The following is an 18,505-nucleotide window of genomic DNA, read 5'->3' on the forward strand; positions in this document are numbered from 1 at the left end:
AGCTAAATCGGTCTGAGCTTAGCAAAAGCTTAGAAATCTTATATCCTTATTCATCTTTTGAATTTAATTTGAAAATTGGGATGTGGGAAGCCGGCGAATTCTTAGGCTGAGTGTTATTGGCCATTGGACGGCGACGTTCGTTAAAGCGTTTCTGCTCAGCCGCAACCGCTTGCGGTGTCTTCAAACCCTTCTGCTCCCAGCTGGCTAAGATACGGTCCATGTAACGGAAATTGTAATTCCCACTCAAGACCGTTTCCCGTAGTGCCAGTTCGATGACTTGCGGGTCATAGTGGTCCTTGTCCAGCCAATCATTGACGATACTCATTTCAGTCGGGTTCAGCACCCGGCCAAAATCAGCCTGGATGGCAGTAAACAACTTCTGCCGCTGGTTCTGCTGCTGGGCGTGTTGTTTCTGTTGACGACCCTTCTCCAGCAAACGGGCCAGCTTATGCCACAGCGGCGAAAAATCGTAATGGGTTTCTTCCTTGCCCTGCTCATTCTTCTCCAGCGTCTGCTTTAAGAACTGATCGTTGCTTAATTGCTGAATCAAGTCATAAATCTGGTCGGTTTCAGCTCCCAGATGATCGGCAATCACCGCAATGCTGGGGTTCACATCACCACGGTCAATGTAGGAGCGCAGTTCTAAAAACACCATCAATTCACTGGTGGACATACCGATCTCGTGGTAGTGATGGAGCAAAAGGTTACTGATGGTGGTCGTGCCCTCTTGCATCATTTTGACAAATAAGTCTGCTTCACTCATTGTGGTCTCCTTTAACAAAATAGGGGTGAAACCAAACGTGTAGTTCCACCCACTTTTTTACAGATTATCAATTTGTTGAACGTAGTTGCCGGTCTTGAAATTAATCAGGTCGTAACACATCGAACCACGCCGATTGACGTAGGTGACTTCCCAAACCAGGCGATCATTGAAGTAGCCAGGAGCGGCCTTCATGATTTTCTTCGGTCGTTTGTCGGACTTAACCTTGTTGATGGCGTCCTGACCGGAGATACCCTTTGATTGCTTAACAACGTGAATATCACCGCCGTTTTGCGGCACAATGACCAAGGTCTGCTGACCCCGCTTGTTTTTACCAGCAACCGTGTAGTAAGTCTTTTCCCGGTTGAAGATGTAAAAGTCATTGGTACTCGTCAAGTGACCATAACGACGTGCCATTTGGGTGGCCTGACGTTGGGCTGCTTGCTTCGGGTGGTTAGCAATGGCTAGCGAGCTCCAGACTACCAATATCAAAACCAGAACGGTAATCAATGTCCACTTGAGCGTGTGAACCGCCCGACTATGATCCTGTTTGCGTTGAACATCGCGTCGACTTTGCATGTCATTATCCCTTCTAAACAGTATGCATCGATTATAGCAGATTTACTTTTGTCCGCTAACACCATGGTGCTTTTTAAGAAATTTTTTGGCTTTGCTTGGCAGTTGGCTACTCTTGAGTGTTTCAATCGGCAACTCATCGGGTAGTGAGCGCTGGATCGTCTTGCCATAGCGGCGGGAAGCTAAGCGTGAGTCCAAAACGACGCACAAGCCGTAATCCTTTGGCGTTCGTAATAGGCGTCCCATCCCCTGTCGCATCCGAATGATCGCTTTGGGCAGTTCGGACTGGTAGAAAGGATTCTTTCCTTGCGCACGCAACAGCTGATGTTCGGCTTTGGTATAAATCTCATTGGGCGCGTCGAATGGCAGCCGAGTCACGATCAACATTTGCAGCTGATCTTCCGGCAAGTCGATTCCTTCCCAAAAGCTGCTGGCACCCAAGAGAACAGAATTCGTACCGGTGGCGAACTGCTTCAAGATCTTTTCACGGTTACCGTTGATTCCCTGTGCCAAAATATCGCGTTGGTCAAACAAAGGTGTCTTATGAAGTAGACTATAAACCTGTTCGATCGTCACCAAGGAGTTAAACAAAACCATCGTCTGACATTGAGTGGCGTCCGCTAATTGGTAAATCGTGTCGCTCAGGTACTGCAGGTATTCCTGTTTATCCGGCGCCGGAGCATCTTGCGCGATCAGAAGGCTGGCGTTGTTCTTGAAGTCAAAGGCTACGGGCAGGCGCTTGCTCTTAACCTTCTGCGCGTCCAGATCCAATTGCTGGTAGAGGTAAGTTGACCGGTGGGAGGTAAATAATGTGGCCCCCACAAAGAGCTGCCGGTAAAAGTATGCATAGACATTTTCTCGCAGGTAGTGGTTGTTGACCAACAAGCCCCCACTCAGCCGCATCGTACTGCGCTCGTTAAACTGCCGGACGGTCAACCAGTAGACAGCACTATCCGGGTCGTGCGACAAAGTCTTGATGATTGAATGTAACTGCTCATCCGCTGACAATAACAAGTCGACCTGGCTGGCGAACTGGTTCATCAAATAACGATCCGCAGTCAGCCAGTGTCCTGGGTGGTTATTAAACAGGTGCTGCAGGGCTGTGAAGTGTAACTGCAGGCTGGCCAACCCCGACTCCAGCTCCATCACCAGCGGGCTTTCCGGGTCAAGGATGTCCAACAGCTTCTCATTATCCACAGCCACTTCGATAAAGTCCTCACCATTGGCGGCATTCACGTTGTTCAAAAAGTCGCGGTACAAGGTAACCTGGAATTCATTCAAACCTTCACGAACACGGTCCAAGTCGTCATGAATCAGGTCCAGGTTATAACGTCCCAACGGCAAATCGTTAAAGACATCGGCCAAATTTTCGCTGTCGCCATCGCTAACCAATGAATTCAGTTGATTAATGCTGCTGAACAAACGCTGAAAACGCAGCTCGGTCCGCGAGTGTTTAAGTGCGTTCTCGTTCAGGTGCTGGGCCTCATCAACCACCAAGTAGGTCAACGGGCTGGTCGCCCCCAGTTCACGCGCATGTGCCACCAGATAAGCATGGTTGGTAATGATGATGTTGGCATTTTGCAAGCGCTGTTCCCGCCGCACCAAAAAATCGTCAGCATAAAATGGGTCGTCGTGGGCCAAGGATTTCACGCCATGGTGGGCAATCTCCATGAATAGCGGTGAACGGTGAGCATTCAAATTCAACTCATCCATGTCCCCCGTCGTGGTCGACAGGAGCCACACCAGAATCCGCGCCTTCAGCAACTGGACCAGGTGGGAATTCTCATTAATACTCAACGAATGGACGAACTTGGAAAGGTTGATGTAGTGGGCATCACCCTTCACCATGACCGCCGTCATCTTAAAGGGCAACACCTGATTTAATTGCTGAATCGGTGTTCCAATCAACTGTTGCTGCAAAACGTTGGTCGCGGTGCTGACCACAATCTTGTGTTGGGGGTACGCTAGGAAGCTCAGCGGAAACAGATAGCCCAGCGTCTTACCAACCCCAGTCCCGGCTTCCAGGACAACTTGATTCACACCGTCACGGCCAAAGTAGTTATAAATGCTGTTCATCATCCGCGACTGCAGTGGCCGGTATGTCAGCGTGTTGCCATAAGCACGCAGTTTCTGCCGCTTGGTAAGTGGGTAGTGGTAGTCGCGTGGCGAACTGCCCGATTCGGCTGGGTGAATTTTGTGCAGCACCATGCCATGGCTGATATACAGATCATCGGTCAAAGGCAACGGGTGCCGGTTGCGGTAGCGCAGTTCATCTTTGAAGAGTTGAGCAGTTTGTTCCGGTAATTGCAGGTGGAGGTTGACAATCTTTTGCAAAGTGACGGTCGGCAACTGGCGCAGGCGTTTAATCAAATCAGTCAGCAGGTGGCCTGTCGCTTCAGCATCCGAAACCGCACTGTGTGGGTGATCGTGTTCAATATGCAGGTAGTTGGTTAAATCACGCAGGCGGTAGCTCTTCGCCGTGGGCATCAGGATTTGGCTTAAAGTCACGGTGTCAATGGCTTTGATCTTCAAGGGTTCGTAACCCGCGGCCACCAGTTCATGGTTTAAGAAAGGAAAATCGAAGTCCACATTATGCGCAACGAAAATGGTGTTGGAAAGCAGACTCTCGATACTAGCCGCCACATCATCAAACAATGGAGCGTTTTGAACGTCACTGTTTTTAATGCCAGTGAGCTGCTCAATATTATGCGGGATCCGGGTTAACGGGTTAATCTTCGTCTCAAAACTATTGATGACCTGCCCAGCCTGAACCAGAACACAGCCAATCTGAATGATCCGGTCGCCATTTTTGACACTGGTGCCTGTCGTTTCCAAGTCGACAACCGAATAAATAGGCCCCTTCAGTACGTGCTGCTTTTTCAAAACTTTCACCTGCTTATAATTCACTTCACCGACTATCATACAATAGATAGGAAAGTAATGACTAATCAATCCGTACATGTGATGATTAATTCGGTGATATGTTAAAATAAAGATTGGACTTTTTTAGAAAGCGGGTTGAAAATGACAAATCATCAAGAACGAGGCGTTGGTACAAGCCACGCAAAGATCATCCTCATCGGTGAGCACAGCGTGGTGTATGGGCAACCAGCCATTGCCTTGCCGCTTAAAGATATCAAGACTAAAGCGACTTTAACGACTCAAGCGGATGGGCAGACCATCACCAGTCGTTACTTCCAAGGCAAGATTAACGAACTGCCAGATTCAATGGCCGGGGTTGGCAAGTTGATTGCTGAATTGACCAAACATTTCGCCGCGGAGGATGACTCCTTTGAATTGACCATTGAGAGTGACATTCCGGCAGAACGGGGCATGGGTTCCTCAGCTGCAACGGCGGTGGCCATCACCCGGGCCTTTTTCGATTACTACCGGACTGATTTGAGCCGGAAAGAGTTACTGAAATGGGCCGATGTCGAAGAACAAATCACCCACCGCAGTCCCAGTGGCCTGGATGCTGCAACCGTCAGTTCTGATTCGCCACTATGGTTCATCAAGGGCCAAGCTGGCAGTCAATTTAGCTTACAGCTCGACGCCACGATGGTGATTGCAGACACCGGTATCCAGGGCGCCACTAAAGAGGCAATCAACGCTGTCAAACAGCGCCTGCACGACCAACCTGAATCAACTAACCAGCTCATTGAACACTTGGGTCAGCTAGCAACCATTACTAAGTCGATCTTAGCCAACAATGAGGTCATGAAGTTAGGGACCGTTCTGAATGCTGCCCAAAACGATTTAGGCACATTAGGGGTCAGCGATGCTTCGCTTGATCATTTAATTGACGCCGCCAACCAGAACGGAGCCCTCGGTGCTAAGTTAACCGGTGGTGGTCGTGGCGGTTGCATGTTTGCCATCACCCATACCGCAATGGGCGGCCGAAAGCTCGCAGCGGCATTGACCAACGCTGGCGCCAAAGCCACCTGGATTCAACCATTAGGAGGAGAGCAAGCATGAAGGCGACTGCCCGTGCACATACAAACATTGCCCTAGTCAAATATTGGGGCAAACGTGATCAAGAGCTGATTCTCCCCCAAACCGATTCACTTTCCTTAACACTGGATCCCTTCTACACGGATACGACGGTGGAAATCGATCCAACATTGGCTGCGGATCAGTTGTCAATTGACGGAAACCAAGTAGATCCAAGTAAAATGGGAAAAGTTGAACGGGTCATGGATACGATTCGGTCGTGGAGCCAGCAAAACCATTTTGCCCGCATTACTTCGACCAATCACGTCCCAATGTCGGCTGGACTGGCATCATCCGCCTCTGCCTTTGCTGCCCTGGCCGCTGCGGGAGCCAAAGCATATGGACTTCAACTGGCTCGCCGTGACCTTTCCCGTTTGGCTCGGCGTGGTTCTGGTTCAGCGACCCGGTCGATTTTTGGCGGCCTGGTCCAGTGGCACCGTGGCCATGATGACCAGTCATCGTATGCCGAACCCATCATGGAAAAGCTTGATTTTGGCCTGGAAATGATCGCCATTTTGGTTGATACCTCTGCCAAAAAAGTTTCCAGCCGCGGGGGCATGCAATTGACGGTGAAAACTTCACCCTTCTACAAAGCTTGGAAGGAAGTTGTTCAAACCGACATGAGCAACATGTTGGCAGCCATTAAGGATAAAAACATCAATGCTATCGGACATATTGCTCAAGAAAATGCTTTGCGGATGCACGCGTTGACATTATCTGCCGACCCAGGCTTCACCTACTTTGATGGGGACACCATTAAGGCAATGCACCTGATTGATGACTTGCAAGCTGCAGGGATAAACTGCTATTATACGATGGACGCTGGTCCGAACGTTAAAGTTCTTTATGACCGGCGAGATCGCAGTTTAATTTTGCAACGGTTGGGTGATGTCTTTAACCCCGATCGTTTAGTCGTTGCATCCGCGGGACCGGGTGTGACCTACCTTTAATATCCGATGTGAAAGGATTTTTTATTTTGATTACGGAAAAAGCTCCGGGAAAACTTTACATTGCCGGCGAGTACGCGGTAGTTGAGAATGGTTTCCCGGCGATTTTAGTTGCATTAAATCAATTTGTGACCTGCAAGATCGAGCATAGCAATGCCGAAGTCGGTCGCATTATCAGTCACCAGTACCAAGACAATTCTTTGCTCTGGCGGCGGCAAGGTGACCAAATGGTGATCGATAAGCGGGATAACCCCTTTTCCTACATCCTGTCGGCCATCAGTGTCACCGAAGAATACGCACGCAGCCTGAACCAGCCACTGGCCATTTACGACATCACAATCGACAGCCAGTTGGATTCGGCTTCGGGCAAGAAGTATGGTTTAGGCTCATCCGCCGCGGTAACGGTTGCGACGGTCAAGGCCCTGTGTCACTTCTATCACCTGCCAGTCAACTTGGATCGTATCTTCAAACTGGCGGCGATCGCGCACTTCTCAGTCCAGGGTAACGGTTCTCTGGGTGATGTGGCTGCCTCAGTGTATGGCGGCTGGATTGCCTACCATTCATTCGATCGGCAGTGGCTGGCTGAACAACGCCATTACTTAGACCTGCCCACGCTGTTAAACCTGCCTTGGCCTGACTTGAAGGTAGAAAAGTTGACCGCTCCGGACGACCTCGCATTGGTGATCGGTTGGACCGGTAAACCGGCGTCAACCTCACAGCTGGTGGACCGGATCTCACTCTTCAAGGCTCAGCGACAGAGTGAATATCGCGAATTCTTGACCAAGAGCCGTCAGTGCATCCAAGCAATGGTGGAAGGCTTTCATGCCGGCAGCTTAAGCATGATTCAGGCTGAAATCCGTCATAACCGTGCCTTGCTTCAACAACTTGGTCAACGTTCGGGTGTCCAAATTGAAACCCCAACCTTGCTCCAGCTGTGTGAGATTGCGGAAGGCTTCGGCGGTGCTGCTAAGACGTCCGGTGCTGGTGGCGGTGACTGCGGCATTGCCGTAATTGACCGGCAGGCTGATCTGCAGTCAATGATTGCACAGTGGACTAAAGCGTCAATTGAGCACTTGCCACTGCAGGTTCACTACCTGGATTCAGCACACCAGTACACCATCAAATTAAAATAAGCTATACTATTAGGGTTAAGAAAATTCGACACTTGGCCCTTTAACGATATTTAACAAAGCGTGACCAAGTCGACGGCCGCGCTTTTTGTTTGGGAGGATTTATGGAATCACAACAGGCCCAACGAAAAAATGAACACTTATCATTGGCGGAGAAAGACTACCAGCTCAATCACCAGCACGACTTCTTTAATGACGTCCAATTAATCCCCAACGCCCTGCCTGAATTGGCTGTTGCTGACGTTGATTGTGCCATTCAACTGGCGGGAATTAAGCTTGACTGGCCCTTCTACATCGAGGCCATGACCGGCGGCAGCAAACAGACTGGCAAAGTCAACCAGCAACTGGGCAAAATTGCCAACGACAAACACCTGGCGATCGCCACCGGGTCAATGTCCATCATTTTTAAGGAACGCGATGCTGCCAGCTCCTTCTTGACTCTGCGGGAAGCGGATCCGCACGGGGTGGTCTTGGCCAATTTAGGTGCTCACGCCACCCCTGCTCAGGCCCAACAGGCTGTCGACCTCATCGATGCCGACGCTTTAGAGATCCACGTCAACGCCGCCCAAGAATTGGTCATGCCTGAGGGCGCCCGCGACTTTCATTGGCTTGACAATATTACCCGTATAGTTGACGCATTGACGGTCCCAGTGATTGTCAAGGAGGTTGGCTTTGGAATGAGCCGGCACAGCATTGAGCAATTGCTTCAGGCCGGGGTTTCCTGGATTAATATTAGCGGCCGTGGTGGGACGAATTTTGCCCGCATTGAAAATCGGCGGAACCATGAACTGGATTTAAGCGATCTGGATAATTGGGGGTTGACCACCCCAGAAACGTTGCTGGAAGCACAAAAGACGGCTGCGCAAGTCGTCGCTTCCGGTGGCATCACCTCGCCGCTCGATGTTGTCAAAGCGGGCGTGCTGGGCGCACAGGCAGTCGGCGTTGCCGGTTTCTTCCTTCACCAATTAATCACCGCGGGTCCAGAAAAGTTGGCAACGGTGATCGACCAGTGGCAGGCAGAACTCCCCCGCTTGTTAACCCTTTTAGGCTGTCAGAAATTCCATGACTTGAAGCAGGTTGATTACGTTCTCCATCAACAATTATGGGAATACGCTCAGCAGCGGCGGCTTTAATTGCGGCACTAATTCACTGGCCCAATCAAATATAGAAATAAACACCTGACAATTGTTAACGCATAACAGTTGTCAGGTGCTTTTATTTTTAATAACTTGAATCACTGCTTCTTCCCCATCAAGGGTTGATAGAACAGGTCAATAATCACGGCAGCTACTAGGGCACCTACGACGGTTAAGAGCAGGTTTTGCAGGTTGATTTTGGTCATCGCAATCCCAGCTAATGCTAAGACAAAGGTGATCAGAACATCCGCAATTTGAACTAAGGCCACTAACTTAGCCGGGTAGTCCTGCCAGAAGAAGCGCTTGGTTCTGGTAATCAAAACAATCAACATCGCACTTAACACTAGGAAGACATAAACCATTGTCGAAATCGTACCATGTGACCAGCCGTGGGTATTCAGGTAGGCAACACCAGCAAAACCAATCACCGTCCAACCAGCTGCCAAGGAAAAGGCAATTTTAGCCAATTTGGCCATATCCCAATCTTCGGGGTGCTGAGAAATTTCGACACGGTCGGTCCCGATCATCATCGTCACCATGTTGTTCATGATTGTGTAGATAACCATCGCATTCAGGGCCATTGGCAGGTAGCCAAAGAAGAGGTAGCCCAAAGTTAGGAGCATGGTCAATTCGGCGGTTCGGGACAGTTTCGTCAATGACCACGTCGTCATTCGTTGATAGACGCGGTGGCCAGCGTCCAAAATCTTAACGATAGACGTCAACCCGTCATCCAAGAGCACCATCTTACCAGATTTCTTGGCAACATCGGCAGCGTTGGAAACGGCAATCCCGACTTCGGCTTGCTTCAGGGCCGGAGAATCATTGACCCCATCGCCAGTCATACCAACGATGTAGCCCTTCTTTTGGAAGAATTTGACCATCTTGAGTTTATCCTCTGGCAAAACGTCCGCAATGCCGGCAAGGTTATCAATATCCGTCTGGTCGTCAAAGTCATGAATTGAAATGACCTCACCATTCAAGTCAACGGTCTTGGCCACCGCCGCGGCAGTCCGTTGGTTGTCACCAGTCAACATGATTGGCCGTACGCCACGGCGCTTAAATTCCTGCAGGGCAGCTTTGGAATCGGGCCGCACCTGATCCTGCAAAATAAAGACGCCTGCCAATTGATCATCAACTAAGGCCGCCACTGAACGACCGGCCTGAAAATCAATTTGTGTTACGACATTATCAGCGTTGGGGTCAATCAGTGATAACTGCTTGAACGATCCTAATTTAACATTGTGGCCTTTCACATCCGCCATGGAATAGCCTGTGTCAGAGGTGAAGGGCGTGAATGATTCGGCGGCTAAGGGAGTGATCCCCTGAGAATTTATGTACTCATCTACGGCACGATCGATGATGCCTGGGTTGCGCCGGTCAGTAGCCGCACTCACCAGGGTCAAAATTGCTGTATCATCTTGATCACTAGTGTTGGTAAAGGAAGCCACTGCCGTCTTATTTTCGGTAATGGTCCCCGTTTTATCCAAAAGCAGCAGGTTAAGGTTCGCTGCATCTTGAATCCCTGTTAAGTCAGCGGTTAAAACGCCCTCCTTACTCAGCCGTGTCGCTTCAAAGGAGTTTGATAAGGCAAAAGTTGACGGCATCGCCACTGGTATGGAGGCGATGAACATCATGCCCAAGAATGGGAGCATTTCAATGAAGGTGTTTAATGTGCCGCCCTTAAAGAACGAAGCAACGATGATTACCAAAGTCAACACCCCGTCAAGCAGGCACAGGTAATAGATGATCTTGGTCAGTAATTGCTGTAAGTGGCCTGGCGCCGCCGAATTGTTAATCAGATTAATCGTCTTACCAGACCGTGAAGCTGATCCAGTGGCACAAACCACCGCCAGTCCGGATCCTTCAACGACCGTCGTTCCAGCATAGGCACTGTCATCCCGATGCTTCTTGACCGCCTTTGATTCACCGGTAATTGAGCTTTCATCAACTGCGATCTCACCGTCAACTATTTTAACGTCGGCAGCCAAGACATCACCACGCTGCAAACTTACAAGGTCGCCAACCACAATGTACTTTGAATTTACCTTAGTCCAGTGGTGGTCACGCTTAACGGCAACCGTTGGCGTCAATTGATGCGAAATATTGTTCAACACCCGCCGTGATTGCTTCTTTTTGGCAGCACCATTCCAAGCGGCAAATAGGAGCATGGCGAGAACAAACAATGATTGAACCCACTTACCCAGGACACATTCCAGAATAATCGTTGCTTCTAGAATCCAAGCAGACAGGTTCCATAACTTGGAAAGAAACTCCTGTACAAAGTTAAATTGTGGTTCCGGAACCTCGTTTAACCCTTGCTCTTTGATTTTTTGATCAACTTCCTCTTGTGTGAGGCCGCTATATTCTTTATCCATGGTCTTCCTCCTTCATCTACTAGGGCTAAGGTAACATGCAACTCTTAGTAAATAAAATACATAATTCTAGTCTGTGATATTTAATAATTAGATATCACGTTTTTAGTTAAACAATGGCCAGACTAAAAAAGACTCCAGCAATCGACAAAATCGTTGCTAGAGTCTCGACACTTTTGAAGAGGAACAAGGCTCATTAATTCCTATTCTTGCTGATAAACGTTGTAGCGGGCCTGGTGCGGCAGTTGGAAATTCAATTCACGATACCCGTCCCAGCTAGTCTGTTGGTGATACATCCGGCTTTCGTTATTCGATACATGCTGCGGATTCAACCCTAACGCCATTCGCACTTCACGCGACACACGATTCATTTCATGCGGCGTCGCAATTTGAAAACTGACCCCTTGTATCAACGCATCCTTTCCCTGCAAGTGGTCCCGGTTAACATGATTCATTGCCACCCGGTACTTGAGGTAAATTGGCAGCGGATGGCTGATGGGCATGTCAGTGCGGACACCATCTTTAGCGGCCGCCAGGACCTGATTGGCGACTGTAATTGAACTACGCTTTTTCAATGATAATAAGACCGAATTGATCACCTGCTGGCCACGCTTTTGACGCCCATAATCATTGTTGGGATCGTCATAACGCATCCGGCTGTATTTTAGTGCTTCGTTGCCATTTAAATGTTGACGACCCTTCTTAAAGTGGTGGCCTTCATAAGTAAAAGCAAACGGATTGTCGACATCGACACCGCCAACCGCGTTGACCACCCTTTTTAGAGCGCCCATATTCACTAGGGCATAGTAATTGACGGGCACGCCGAGCAACTCAGAGACCTGTTTCTTTGCCATGGACGGTCCGCCAATCGCATAGGCTGCGTTGATTTTGACATATTTATCGCCGTGTTTGCTGTGTACTTTGACGAGCGTGTCACGTGGGATCGCCACCATCAAAACCTTTTGCTGCTGCGGATTTACGGTCAAAAGTTCCATCGTGTCGGTATTGCCGGCATAACTAGTGCCACGGCCTAGCGCTCCAACATCAGTCCCCATCACTAATACGCTAAAGGGCCGTTTTTCTTTCAAACGCCGGGGCAATGACTGTTCATGACTGACATCCACCGATTTAGCCGTTGAATGAAACGCTTGAAACTCATGAAATGCAAAACCCAGAAAAGCTAGCCCAAGGAGCAACATTAATAAGCGAAGCGAGAGATGATGTTTCCTTGCTTGTGCGTGTTTTGGCCGCTGACGAATATTCATTATGAATTGCCCTTCTTTCAACTGATTCGATGTTTATAAACTAGTTTAAGAAAAGCTCAGCCAAAAATAAAATACCGTTTTATAATACATGATATAAACTTTTTATATATCAGTGGTGATTAACATGAATATGAAACAGATTCATTACTTCTTAGTCGTGGCGTCTGAACACCAGATTACGTCAGCGGCTAAACTTTTATATATGGAACAGCCGCCACTTTCCTACCAAATCAAGCAACTTGAAAAGGAATTAGGCACCAAGTTGTTCATCCGTAAGCCGCATGGTCTGGAACTGACAGCTGCGGGTGAAAGCTTTCGTCACTATGCCGCAAAAATAGAACGGTTGAACTTACAGGCCAAAGAGGAATTAACCCGGACTAATGACGGCACAATGGGCAGCTTAAAAATTGGTATTATTTCTTCTGCTGCACCACAACTCAACAGTCCCTCAATTCACCAATTCACGACCTACTACCCAAATGTTAGCTTCCAAGTTACGGATGCCAACACTTTCAAGTTGCTCAAACAACTGAAAAATGGGCTCTTGGATTTGGCAATCATCCGAACACCCTTTAACCAACAGGGGCTGAACACGAAGAATCTGGCCAGTGACCAAATGACCGCAGTCTTCAATAGCAAATTTTATTCTTTAAACGAGGGCGTCACACTAAAAGAGCTCAGTCAAGTGCCGCTAATCATTTATCGGCGCTTCGAGTCATTACTCAATGATAGTTTTGCCCGTCATGGGATCCGCCCATTTTATGCCGTTAAATGCGACGATGCGCGAACAGCCATTAATTGGGCAGATCAAGGAATGGGGGTCGCCATTGTTCCTGAACGGGTTGCCCATCTCTACTCAAAGCAGACGATCAAAACGATCAACTACCCAGCTTGGCAAACAAAGCTAGTCCTCGCTTGGTCGCCAAATAAAAACGAGAGTCCCCTCCTAAAACGTTTCATCGCTGCCTTTTCAGATTGAAAAACGGGCCTCACCATGCTGACAATGCCAGCTGCTGAAGCCCGTATCTTATATCTAAACTTTTATTTGAAATAACTCTAGTCGATCAACTTTTATTCGGCAATCGTCACAGTCATCGCTACCGCCTTAGCAACCGTTTGGTAGACCGTTGAAACGGCGAGAACGTGGTCGACAAAGGACTGCTGTTCCTCCTTTGACAGGTCGGTGTCCATCGCCACTTGCAGGTGCATTTTCGTGACAATGGATTGGCTGTGGCCTAAATCCTTTGTCGTGGCCGAGGTTGTCAAATGGAAGTTCTTAATTGCCAACTGATGCGACTTAATTACCATTCCCGCCGACATCGTGACACAAGAATTCACCGCTCCCGTCAAGTATTCAACTGGGTTCGGACCAGTCTCCTGACCATCGCTCTTGATTGTGTCACACATAAAGGTATGCTCACGCGCTTGATTTTTGATTGCCCATTCGGAATCACCCAAGCAAGTTGTTACTTTGTATTCTGACATAACAACACCTCCTAGAAACGTAATCCTTTCGGGAAGAAATTCTTAATTGTGTGGTTGACCAGCTTGCCCCAACCGCAGCTGTGGCCTTCACAAGTCAGCAAGTACCAACCGTTGCCAGCAAACGAATCACTGACATTCACGACATCACCATGGACATATTGCCGCCATTGATCTGGCGTCAATTCAATCTGACGTTTAACTTCACTCGAGGTCAACGTCAAAGCCCAGGCCAAAGCTGGTTCAAACCGCTTCTTCTTAAAGGTCCCCAAGTGCAGCCCTGGGGAAATCAGGTCAAGACCACTTAAGTCAATCATCTGGTCAGGCAAGGCATACAGCTGGTCGCCAAATTTGACGAGCCGCCGTTCAGCAAAGTCAGGTACGTTTTTTGTCTGCCACTGCTTGAACAGTTGTTGCTCGTCGCGACTGACCTGCCATGGCTCCTGCCCACGACGCTTCTTTTTCTTGCGCTTTGGCCGTGTTGTCGCAGCCGCCGTTGACAATTGCAGCTTAGCGATGAAATGGCCTTCCCCTTTGAAGTGGTGAGGGAATAAACGAACAGCCTTGGCCAATTCCGGATTGTTATCCGCCCACTCTGGCCGTGCATGATCCATTCCGTCAACTAGCGGGATCGGCAGCATGCGCAAGTCTGGATACTCTTTCAACAGCCAGGCCATGTTTTGCTCATCTTCTTCTGGAGCAAACGTACAGGTGGAATAAACCAGGACGCCACCCGGTTTCAGCATCTGCATTGCCGAAGCCAAAATCTTGCGTTGACGATTGGCACATTCGCTCGGATAATCTGGATTCCAGTAGCTGATGGCCTGCGGATCCTTACGAAACATCCCTTCACCAGAACATGGAGCATCAACTAGAATCCGGTCAAAAAAGCCGGCAAACTTGGGAACCAATTTTTGCGGCTCTTCGTTGGCCACAACCGTGTTCGCCGTGCCCCAGCGTTCCAAGTTGCTGGCAAGGACGCGAGCACGCTTGGTAAAAATCTCGTTAGCCACTAACAAGCCTTGGTCATGCATCTTGCCAATTAAGTGGGTACTCTTGCCGCCTGGAGCCGCACAGAGGTCCAAGACTTTTTCACCTGGTTGCGGGTCGACAACTTCACCCACCTGCATTGCGGATGGTTCTTGACTGTAAACCCAGCCGGTGACATGATCCAAAGATTTGCCATCGACCGACCCATAAAAGCCAGTGGCCACACCTGGTACCGGTCCAGCGGCCTTTTCCAGAGTCTGTGTGGGACGGCCATTCTTCAAGGGATTGATCCGAAAGCCACTATAACTGTCCCCTTGCAGCGCTGCTAAGAAATCATCGGCTTCGTCACCCATGAGTTGACGATATTTTTTGATAAACGTGTCTGGCAGTTTAATCACTGTCAATCACAACTCCTTTTATGCTTTTTCTTATTTTACCATGCTCGATAATAGTGGCGTGGAGCCCGTGCAATTGGCCGCGGATAATGTCCATAGAAATGAAACTGTCCTTCGTTGTTCGCTTTGCTATCTTCGGCCGGCTCAGCGTTGGGCGGAACGGGAACTGCCATCGTCGAATCAAAGTAGTAGCTACCGTCACGATAGTTGATAACGACACCCGGCTCCACGTTTTGCAGGTAAACGTTAAAGTTCAGCCGGCCATCCGTTGAAATTGCCTGCAGGTTGATCCCACGCGGCACTAGTTCGTTACCCCGAAAAATCGGTGTCGCTTGGTAGATTACTTTTTGCCCATGTTCAATGGCATGGCGAACTTTGGTCTCATAGATGGTTTGGATTTCCTGGTTGACAAAGTCCGTCTCCGTAAATAGATTTCGTGGATTGTCTTGATCGCCGACAACACCCGCGCTGTATTGACCAGTTTGAGGATTAATCCCCGCAGTCAATGAATAGGCAATCAAGTGGCCACGGTTGTAGACTAGTTGACCATCACTATTATGGTGCCAACCAGCTGGCTGCACCGACTGATCCGTCCGCAGATTGGTGTCCGCATGGTTGCGTCGTTCCAAAAAGGCCGTATTTCCGGCTGAGGTCCGTCCTTGAGCATCCAGCGGTCCGTAAAGCACCTGGTTCTTCCGCCATGATTTCGGGTTTAAACTTGAGCGACCATTATTGACATAAATGATCACTCCCTCGCCAGGTTGATAGGTATGGTTAGCTAACTGCAACTTCTGCTGGGCAGTTAATCCGCCCACCTGGCTGTCAGGACGTGATTCTTTTTTAATTAACTGATTTGCTTCCTGCTCTTGATTGTAATAGTGATCGGCAACGAGCAGGCCAACACCAATTGTCATCCCCACAACGAGCAATAACAATTGCTTAAAAAACTTGCGCAAATTTCATCACCTATTTGTCGTAATTATCATTATTTTAGCCACCAACCCGCTGTCGCCCAAATGATTCGCCTGATTTTTGCCTAATTTTTAGCAGCGTGATGAAAATTTAAAAAAATACGCGGATAACTTACGATCATGTGTTTGATAATGGCGTATGATTCATTTAATGGTGGTATACGGTAATAGAGTCGTTAACTTAAATCAAAATTCGTATCTTAGTTTTTGGATGATTTGGGCATTCTACTTAGCCTGCTTTTCAGTCTCAACAACTATAAACTTCGATCTTCAAAAGCTAATATGATATACTAGAAATGCAAAAGGACAAGAGGTGTGAGCTCTCGTCCCTTTGCGTTCCGGAAATAACAAGCTAACCTGCTAACCGCTATTTGCGATTAGCTTTTTTTATTATCGCGTAAGCTTTAGCGAAGTTGATCGCCGCTACCGACAATAACAATATCGTCAGTGCGATAACTTTGCAGCCTCTCTTTCCGGAGATCTTTATTATCCATCAGATCATCCCCTTTCCGGATTCAGGGATTCACTTCCGGAACGCTGTAACCAATTTCAGGAGTAGCAAATTCCTTCCCTTGATTACATCTATCAACATACCTTATTAATGTATAGAAGACAACGATAACCTGTAACCTTTTATCTCGTGAATTGATATTTCAAACAAAAAAATAAGCCATCAAGTATCTGCTTGATGACTTATCTTTTGTTAAACAAGAAACGTTTAAATTTCCTGTTACTCTAAGGCTCTGCTTACTTGTCGGCGTCGCGGCGCTTTTCAGCGATACGGGTAGCCTTACCAGTACGTGCTCTGAGTTGCTTAATATTTCTGTGAATATCTCACGGTGGGGTCAGCGCCTTGGCAACGCCATAAAGCTAACGCAGAAATTATTATTTGTCATCATGATTAGTTCATGTATATTGCATACAACTGACAATGAAGTGACAACAAATTAATAGGGAGAAAATCATTTACAAATAGCTATACATGCCCCTATTACGTATAATTTCAGGTACAAAAAAAGAGCGCCTATTAAGCGCCCTAACCGGTTCGACAACAAGTAGCTAACTTGAAATCATTTTGCACGCCGGCATAATCTTATTGACACCTGTATTATAGCATATAACATCTATGTTACAATACAAAAGCACGCTGAAAGGTAGCTCCTTTCAATGTTAGTGTGTGTTTGGAGGTGACTCCAATGCACCATTTGTGCATAATCTTATTGATTGTGTCTAGTAAGCACATAAAACACTTAATTGCATGGCTACTTAAGCATTGCCTTAAATAGTTTTATCAGCGCTCAGTTTAAACTGGGCGCTCTTTTAGTATAACGCAAAAAAGTCCCCTTTGAAGTGAACCTTATAGTTGGACAAAATAATCCAACTATGGGGTTCACTGTAAGGATTATCCTTAACAATAAGATATTAAGTGACTCAGAGAACGGAAAAATTGTCCATGGTGTTTCTTTGCATACGCTACTAGAAGAAATTATGCTCCATGTACGTAAAAAGTATCGAAATGCAACTTACTATAATTATCAAACAATGCGGCGAATCTTTTAGCGGAATTATGTGATAACGTTCTAGTTGAACGAATTACTCCACGGATAATGTCCAAATTAATTGAGAACTTAATGTATAGTGAACGAAGTATACCTGACGCCTGCGCATCCAAATATAAGTATTTTTTCATGAAGTTATAGGATAAGCAGCTGAGAACGCCATATTAAAGAAAATCCAATGGATAAGGTGAAAGTGGATTATAAGACCATCAGTTCAAGGAAAATTGAAAATAAGTTTCTGGAACGAGATGAGCTTGGCGTTCCTCTATACGTAATTCAAAAACGCGTTGGCCATGAAAACAGCAAAATAACTCAACAGATATATTTACATGTCACCCAAAAGGCAATAGAAAAAGAGGTAGCAAAACTCGATGAATTGTAATTTTGACAATAATCTGACAATAATTACATTCAAAGAGAAAGGTTGCCTCTTTTTATTTAGCAAATTTTTATCGCGTAAACAAAAAAAAGAACCCTTGTATATCAAGGATTCTTTCAGTCGTCTTACTTGTCGGCGTCGCGGCGCTTTTCAGCGATACGAGTAGCCTTACCAGTACGTGCACGCAGGTAGTACAGCTTTGCACGACGAACACGACCATGACGGATAACGTCGATCTTTTCAACCCGTGGTGAGTTTACTGGGAAGGTACGTTCAACACCAACACCGTTACTAATCTTACGAACAGTGTAGGTAGCAGAGATACCGGAACCGTGACGCTTGATAACTACCCCTTCGAATAATTGAACACGTTCACGTGAACCTTCGACGATCAGTGCGTGTACCCGAACGGTGTCACCGGCGCGGAAGTCCGGAATGTCGTCACGTAATTGGCTAGCAGTGATCTTTTCAATCAATTGATTTTGACGCATAACTATTCTTTCCTTTCTCCGACATTCATTCTTCCCTCGGGACAGCGGAATATCGTTTATGC

15 protein-coding genes are annotated in these 18,505 nt (G+C 47.6%); 6 read left to right on the forward strand and 9 right to left on the reverse strand.

From position 1 onward, the window contains the following. Window positions 1-46: 46 nt before the first annotated feature. The 3 genes from IV45_RS02530 to IV45_RS02540 are packed head-to-tail and all read right to left on the reverse strand — an operon-like array spanning window position 47 to window position 4,258. Window positions 47-763, reverse strand: coding sequence for a DnaD domain-containing protein (locus IV45_RS02530; RefSeq protein WP_057740444.1), 717 nt, complete (start codon window positions 761-763; stop codon window positions 47-49). A gap of 57 nt (window positions 764-820) precedes the next feature. Further along, a complete protein-coding gene (locus IV45_RS02535) occupies window positions 821-1,339 on the reverse strand; it encodes a cell wall elongation regulator TseB-like domain-containing protein (protein ID WP_057740445.1) in 519 nt (172 codons plus the stop codon). Between the two features lie 42 nt (window positions 1,340-1,381). Then, a complete protein-coding gene (locus IV45_RS02540; protein WP_057740718.1) occupies window positions 1,382-4,258 on the reverse strand; it encodes a helicase C-terminal domain-containing protein in 2,877 nt (958 codons plus the stop codon). Between the two features lie 102 nt (window positions 4,259-4,360). Between IV45_RS02540 and mvk the strand changes: the two genes are divergently transcribed. The 4 genes from mvk (at window position 4,361) to fni (ending at window position 8,536) form a co-directional block, all read left to right on the forward strand. Beyond that, a complete protein-coding gene (mvk, locus tag IV45_RS02545) occupies window positions 4,361-5,311 on the forward strand; it encodes a mevalonate kinase (RefSeq protein WP_057740446.1) in 951 nt (316 codons plus the stop codon). After that, on the forward strand, window positions 5,308-6,276 hold the full coding sequence (gene mvaD / locus IV45_RS02550; RefSeq protein ID WP_057740448.1) for a diphosphomevalonate decarboxylase: 969 nt from the start codon (window positions 5,308-5,310) through the stop codon (window positions 6,274-6,276). Before mvk ends, mvaD begins: the two co-directional genes overlap by 4 nt. Window positions 6,277-6,302: 26 nt before the next feature. After that, window positions 6,303-7,406 (forward strand): phosphomevalonate kinase, encoded by a 1,104-nt coding sequence (locus tag IV45_RS02555; protein ID WP_057740449.1) that lies wholly within the window; start codon window positions 6,303-6,305, stop codon window positions 7,404-7,406. A gap of 101 nt (window positions 7,407-7,507) precedes the next feature. Next, the gene (fni, locus tag IV45_RS02560) at window positions 7,508-8,536 is read left to right on the forward strand and encodes a type 2 isopentenyl-diphosphate Delta-isomerase (protein WP_057740450.1); all 1,029 of its coding nucleotides are present in this window, start codon (window positions 7,508-7,510) and stop codon (window positions 8,534-8,536) included. 101 nt (window positions 8,537-8,637) lie between these two features. On the opposite strand, the gene IV45_RS02565 is transcribed toward fni, so the two are convergent. Then, window positions 8,638-10,914 (reverse strand): HAD-IC family P-type ATPase, encoded by a 2,277-nt coding sequence (locus IV45_RS02565; protein WP_057740452.1) that lies wholly within the window; start codon window positions 10,912-10,914, stop codon window positions 8,638-8,640. Window positions 10,915-11,114: 200 nt separating this feature from the next. Further along, entirely contained in the window at window positions 11,115-12,035 is a 921-nt protein-coding gene (locus IV45_RS02570) for an LCP family protein (protein WP_235807656.1), read from the reverse strand. Window positions 12,036-12,300: 265 nt separating this feature from the next. Between IV45_RS02570 and IV45_RS02575 the strand changes: the two genes are divergently transcribed. Next, window positions 12,301-13,155 carry a LysR family transcriptional regulator gene (locus IV45_RS02575; protein WP_057740455.1) on the forward strand — a complete coding sequence of 285 codons (855 nt, stop codon included), beginning with the start codon at window positions 12,301-12,303 and terminating at the stop codon, window positions 13,153-13,155. Between the two features lie 92 nt (window positions 13,156-13,247). On the opposite strand, the gene IV45_RS02580 is transcribed toward IV45_RS02575, so the two are convergent. Genes IV45_RS02580 through IV45_RS02590 form a run of 3 tightly spaced genes read right to left on the reverse strand, consistent with a single transcriptional unit; the run spans window position 13,248 to window position 15,999 of the window. Further along, window positions 13,248-13,661: an OsmC family protein gene (locus IV45_RS02580; RefSeq protein WP_057740457.1), complete on the reverse strand. Its 414-nt coding sequence runs from the start codon at window positions 13,659-13,661 to the stop codon at window positions 13,248-13,250. 11 nt (window positions 13,662-13,672) lie between these two features. Further along, entirely contained in the window at window positions 13,673-15,043 is a 1,371-nt protein-coding gene (locus IV45_RS02585) for an RsmF rRNA methyltransferase first C-terminal domain-containing protein (protein ID WP_057740720.1), read from the reverse strand. Between the two features lie 38 nt (window positions 15,044-15,081). After that, window positions 15,082-15,999, reverse strand: coding sequence for a DNA/RNA non-specific endonuclease (locus IV45_RS02590; RefSeq protein WP_057740459.1), 918 nt, complete (start codon window positions 15,997-15,999; stop codon window positions 15,082-15,084). A 1,752-nt stretch (window positions 16,000-17,751) separates the two neighbouring features. Here IV45_RS02590 and IV45_RS08005 point away from each other — a divergent pair. Then, window positions 17,752-17,955, forward strand: a complete 204-nt coding sequence (locus IV45_RS08005; RefSeq protein WP_057740461.1) for a hypothetical protein — start codon at window positions 17,752-17,754, stop codon at window positions 17,953-17,955. Between the two features lie 122 nt (window positions 17,956-18,077). Here the strand turns inward: IV45_RS08005 and rplS are convergent, their stop codons facing one another. After that, entirely contained in the window at window positions 18,078-18,443 is a 366-nt protein-coding gene (gene rplS, locus IV45_RS02600; RefSeq protein WP_057740463.1) for a 50S ribosomal protein L19, read from the reverse strand. Between the last annotated feature and the right edge of the window lie 62 nt (window positions 18,444-18,505).

The organism is Limosilactobacillus secaliphilus (genome assembly GCF_001437055.1).
GTDB classification, from domain to species: Bacteria; Bacillota; Bacilli; order Lactobacillales; family Lactobacillaceae; genus Limosilactobacillus; species Limosilactobacillus secaliphilus.

Excerpts from the sequence above, each read along its gene's own strand:
- IV45_RS02580 (WP_057740457.1), bottom strand. The coding sequence starts at position 13,661 with ATGTCAGAATACAAAGTAACAACTTGCTTGGGTGATTCCGAATGGGCA.
- rplS (WP_057740463.1), bottom strand. The coding sequence starts at position 18,443 with ATGCGTCAAAATCAATTGATTGAAAAGATCACTGCTAGCCAATTACGT.
- IV45_RS02565 (WP_057740452.1), bottom strand. The coding sequence starts at position 10,914 with ATGGATAAAGAATATAGCGGCCTCACACAAGAGGAAGTTGATCAAAAA.
- IV45_RS02540 (WP_057740718.1), bottom strand. The coding sequence starts at position 4,258 with ATGATAGTCGGTGAAGTGAATTATAAGCAGGTGAAAGTTTTGAAAAAG.
- IV45_RS02535 (WP_057740445.1), bottom strand. The coding sequence starts at position 1,339 with ATGCAAAGTCGACGCGATGTTCAACGCAAACAGGATCATAGTCGGGCG.
- mvk (WP_057740446.1), top strand. The coding sequence starts at position 4,361 with ATGACAAATCATCAAGAACGAGGCGTTGGTACAAGCCACGCAAAGATC.
- IV45_RS02575 (WP_057740455.1), top strand. The coding sequence starts at position 12,301 with ATGAATATGAAACAGATTCATTACTTCTTAGTCGTGGCGTCTGAACAC.
- IV45_RS02530 (WP_057740444.1), bottom strand. The coding sequence starts at position 763 with ATGAGTGAAGCAGACTTATTTGTCAAAATGATGCAAGAGGGCACGACC.
- IV45_RS08005 (WP_057740461.1), top strand. The coding sequence starts at position 17,752 with ATGGATAAGGTGAAAGTGGATTATAAGACCATCAGTTCAAGGAAAATT.
- mvaD (WP_057740448.1), top strand. The coding sequence starts at position 5,308 with ATGAAGGCGACTGCCCGTGCACATACAAACATTGCCCTAGTCAAATAT.
- fni (WP_057740450.1), top strand. The coding sequence starts at position 7,508 with ATGGAATCACAACAGGCCCAACGAAAAAATGAACACTTATCATTGGCG.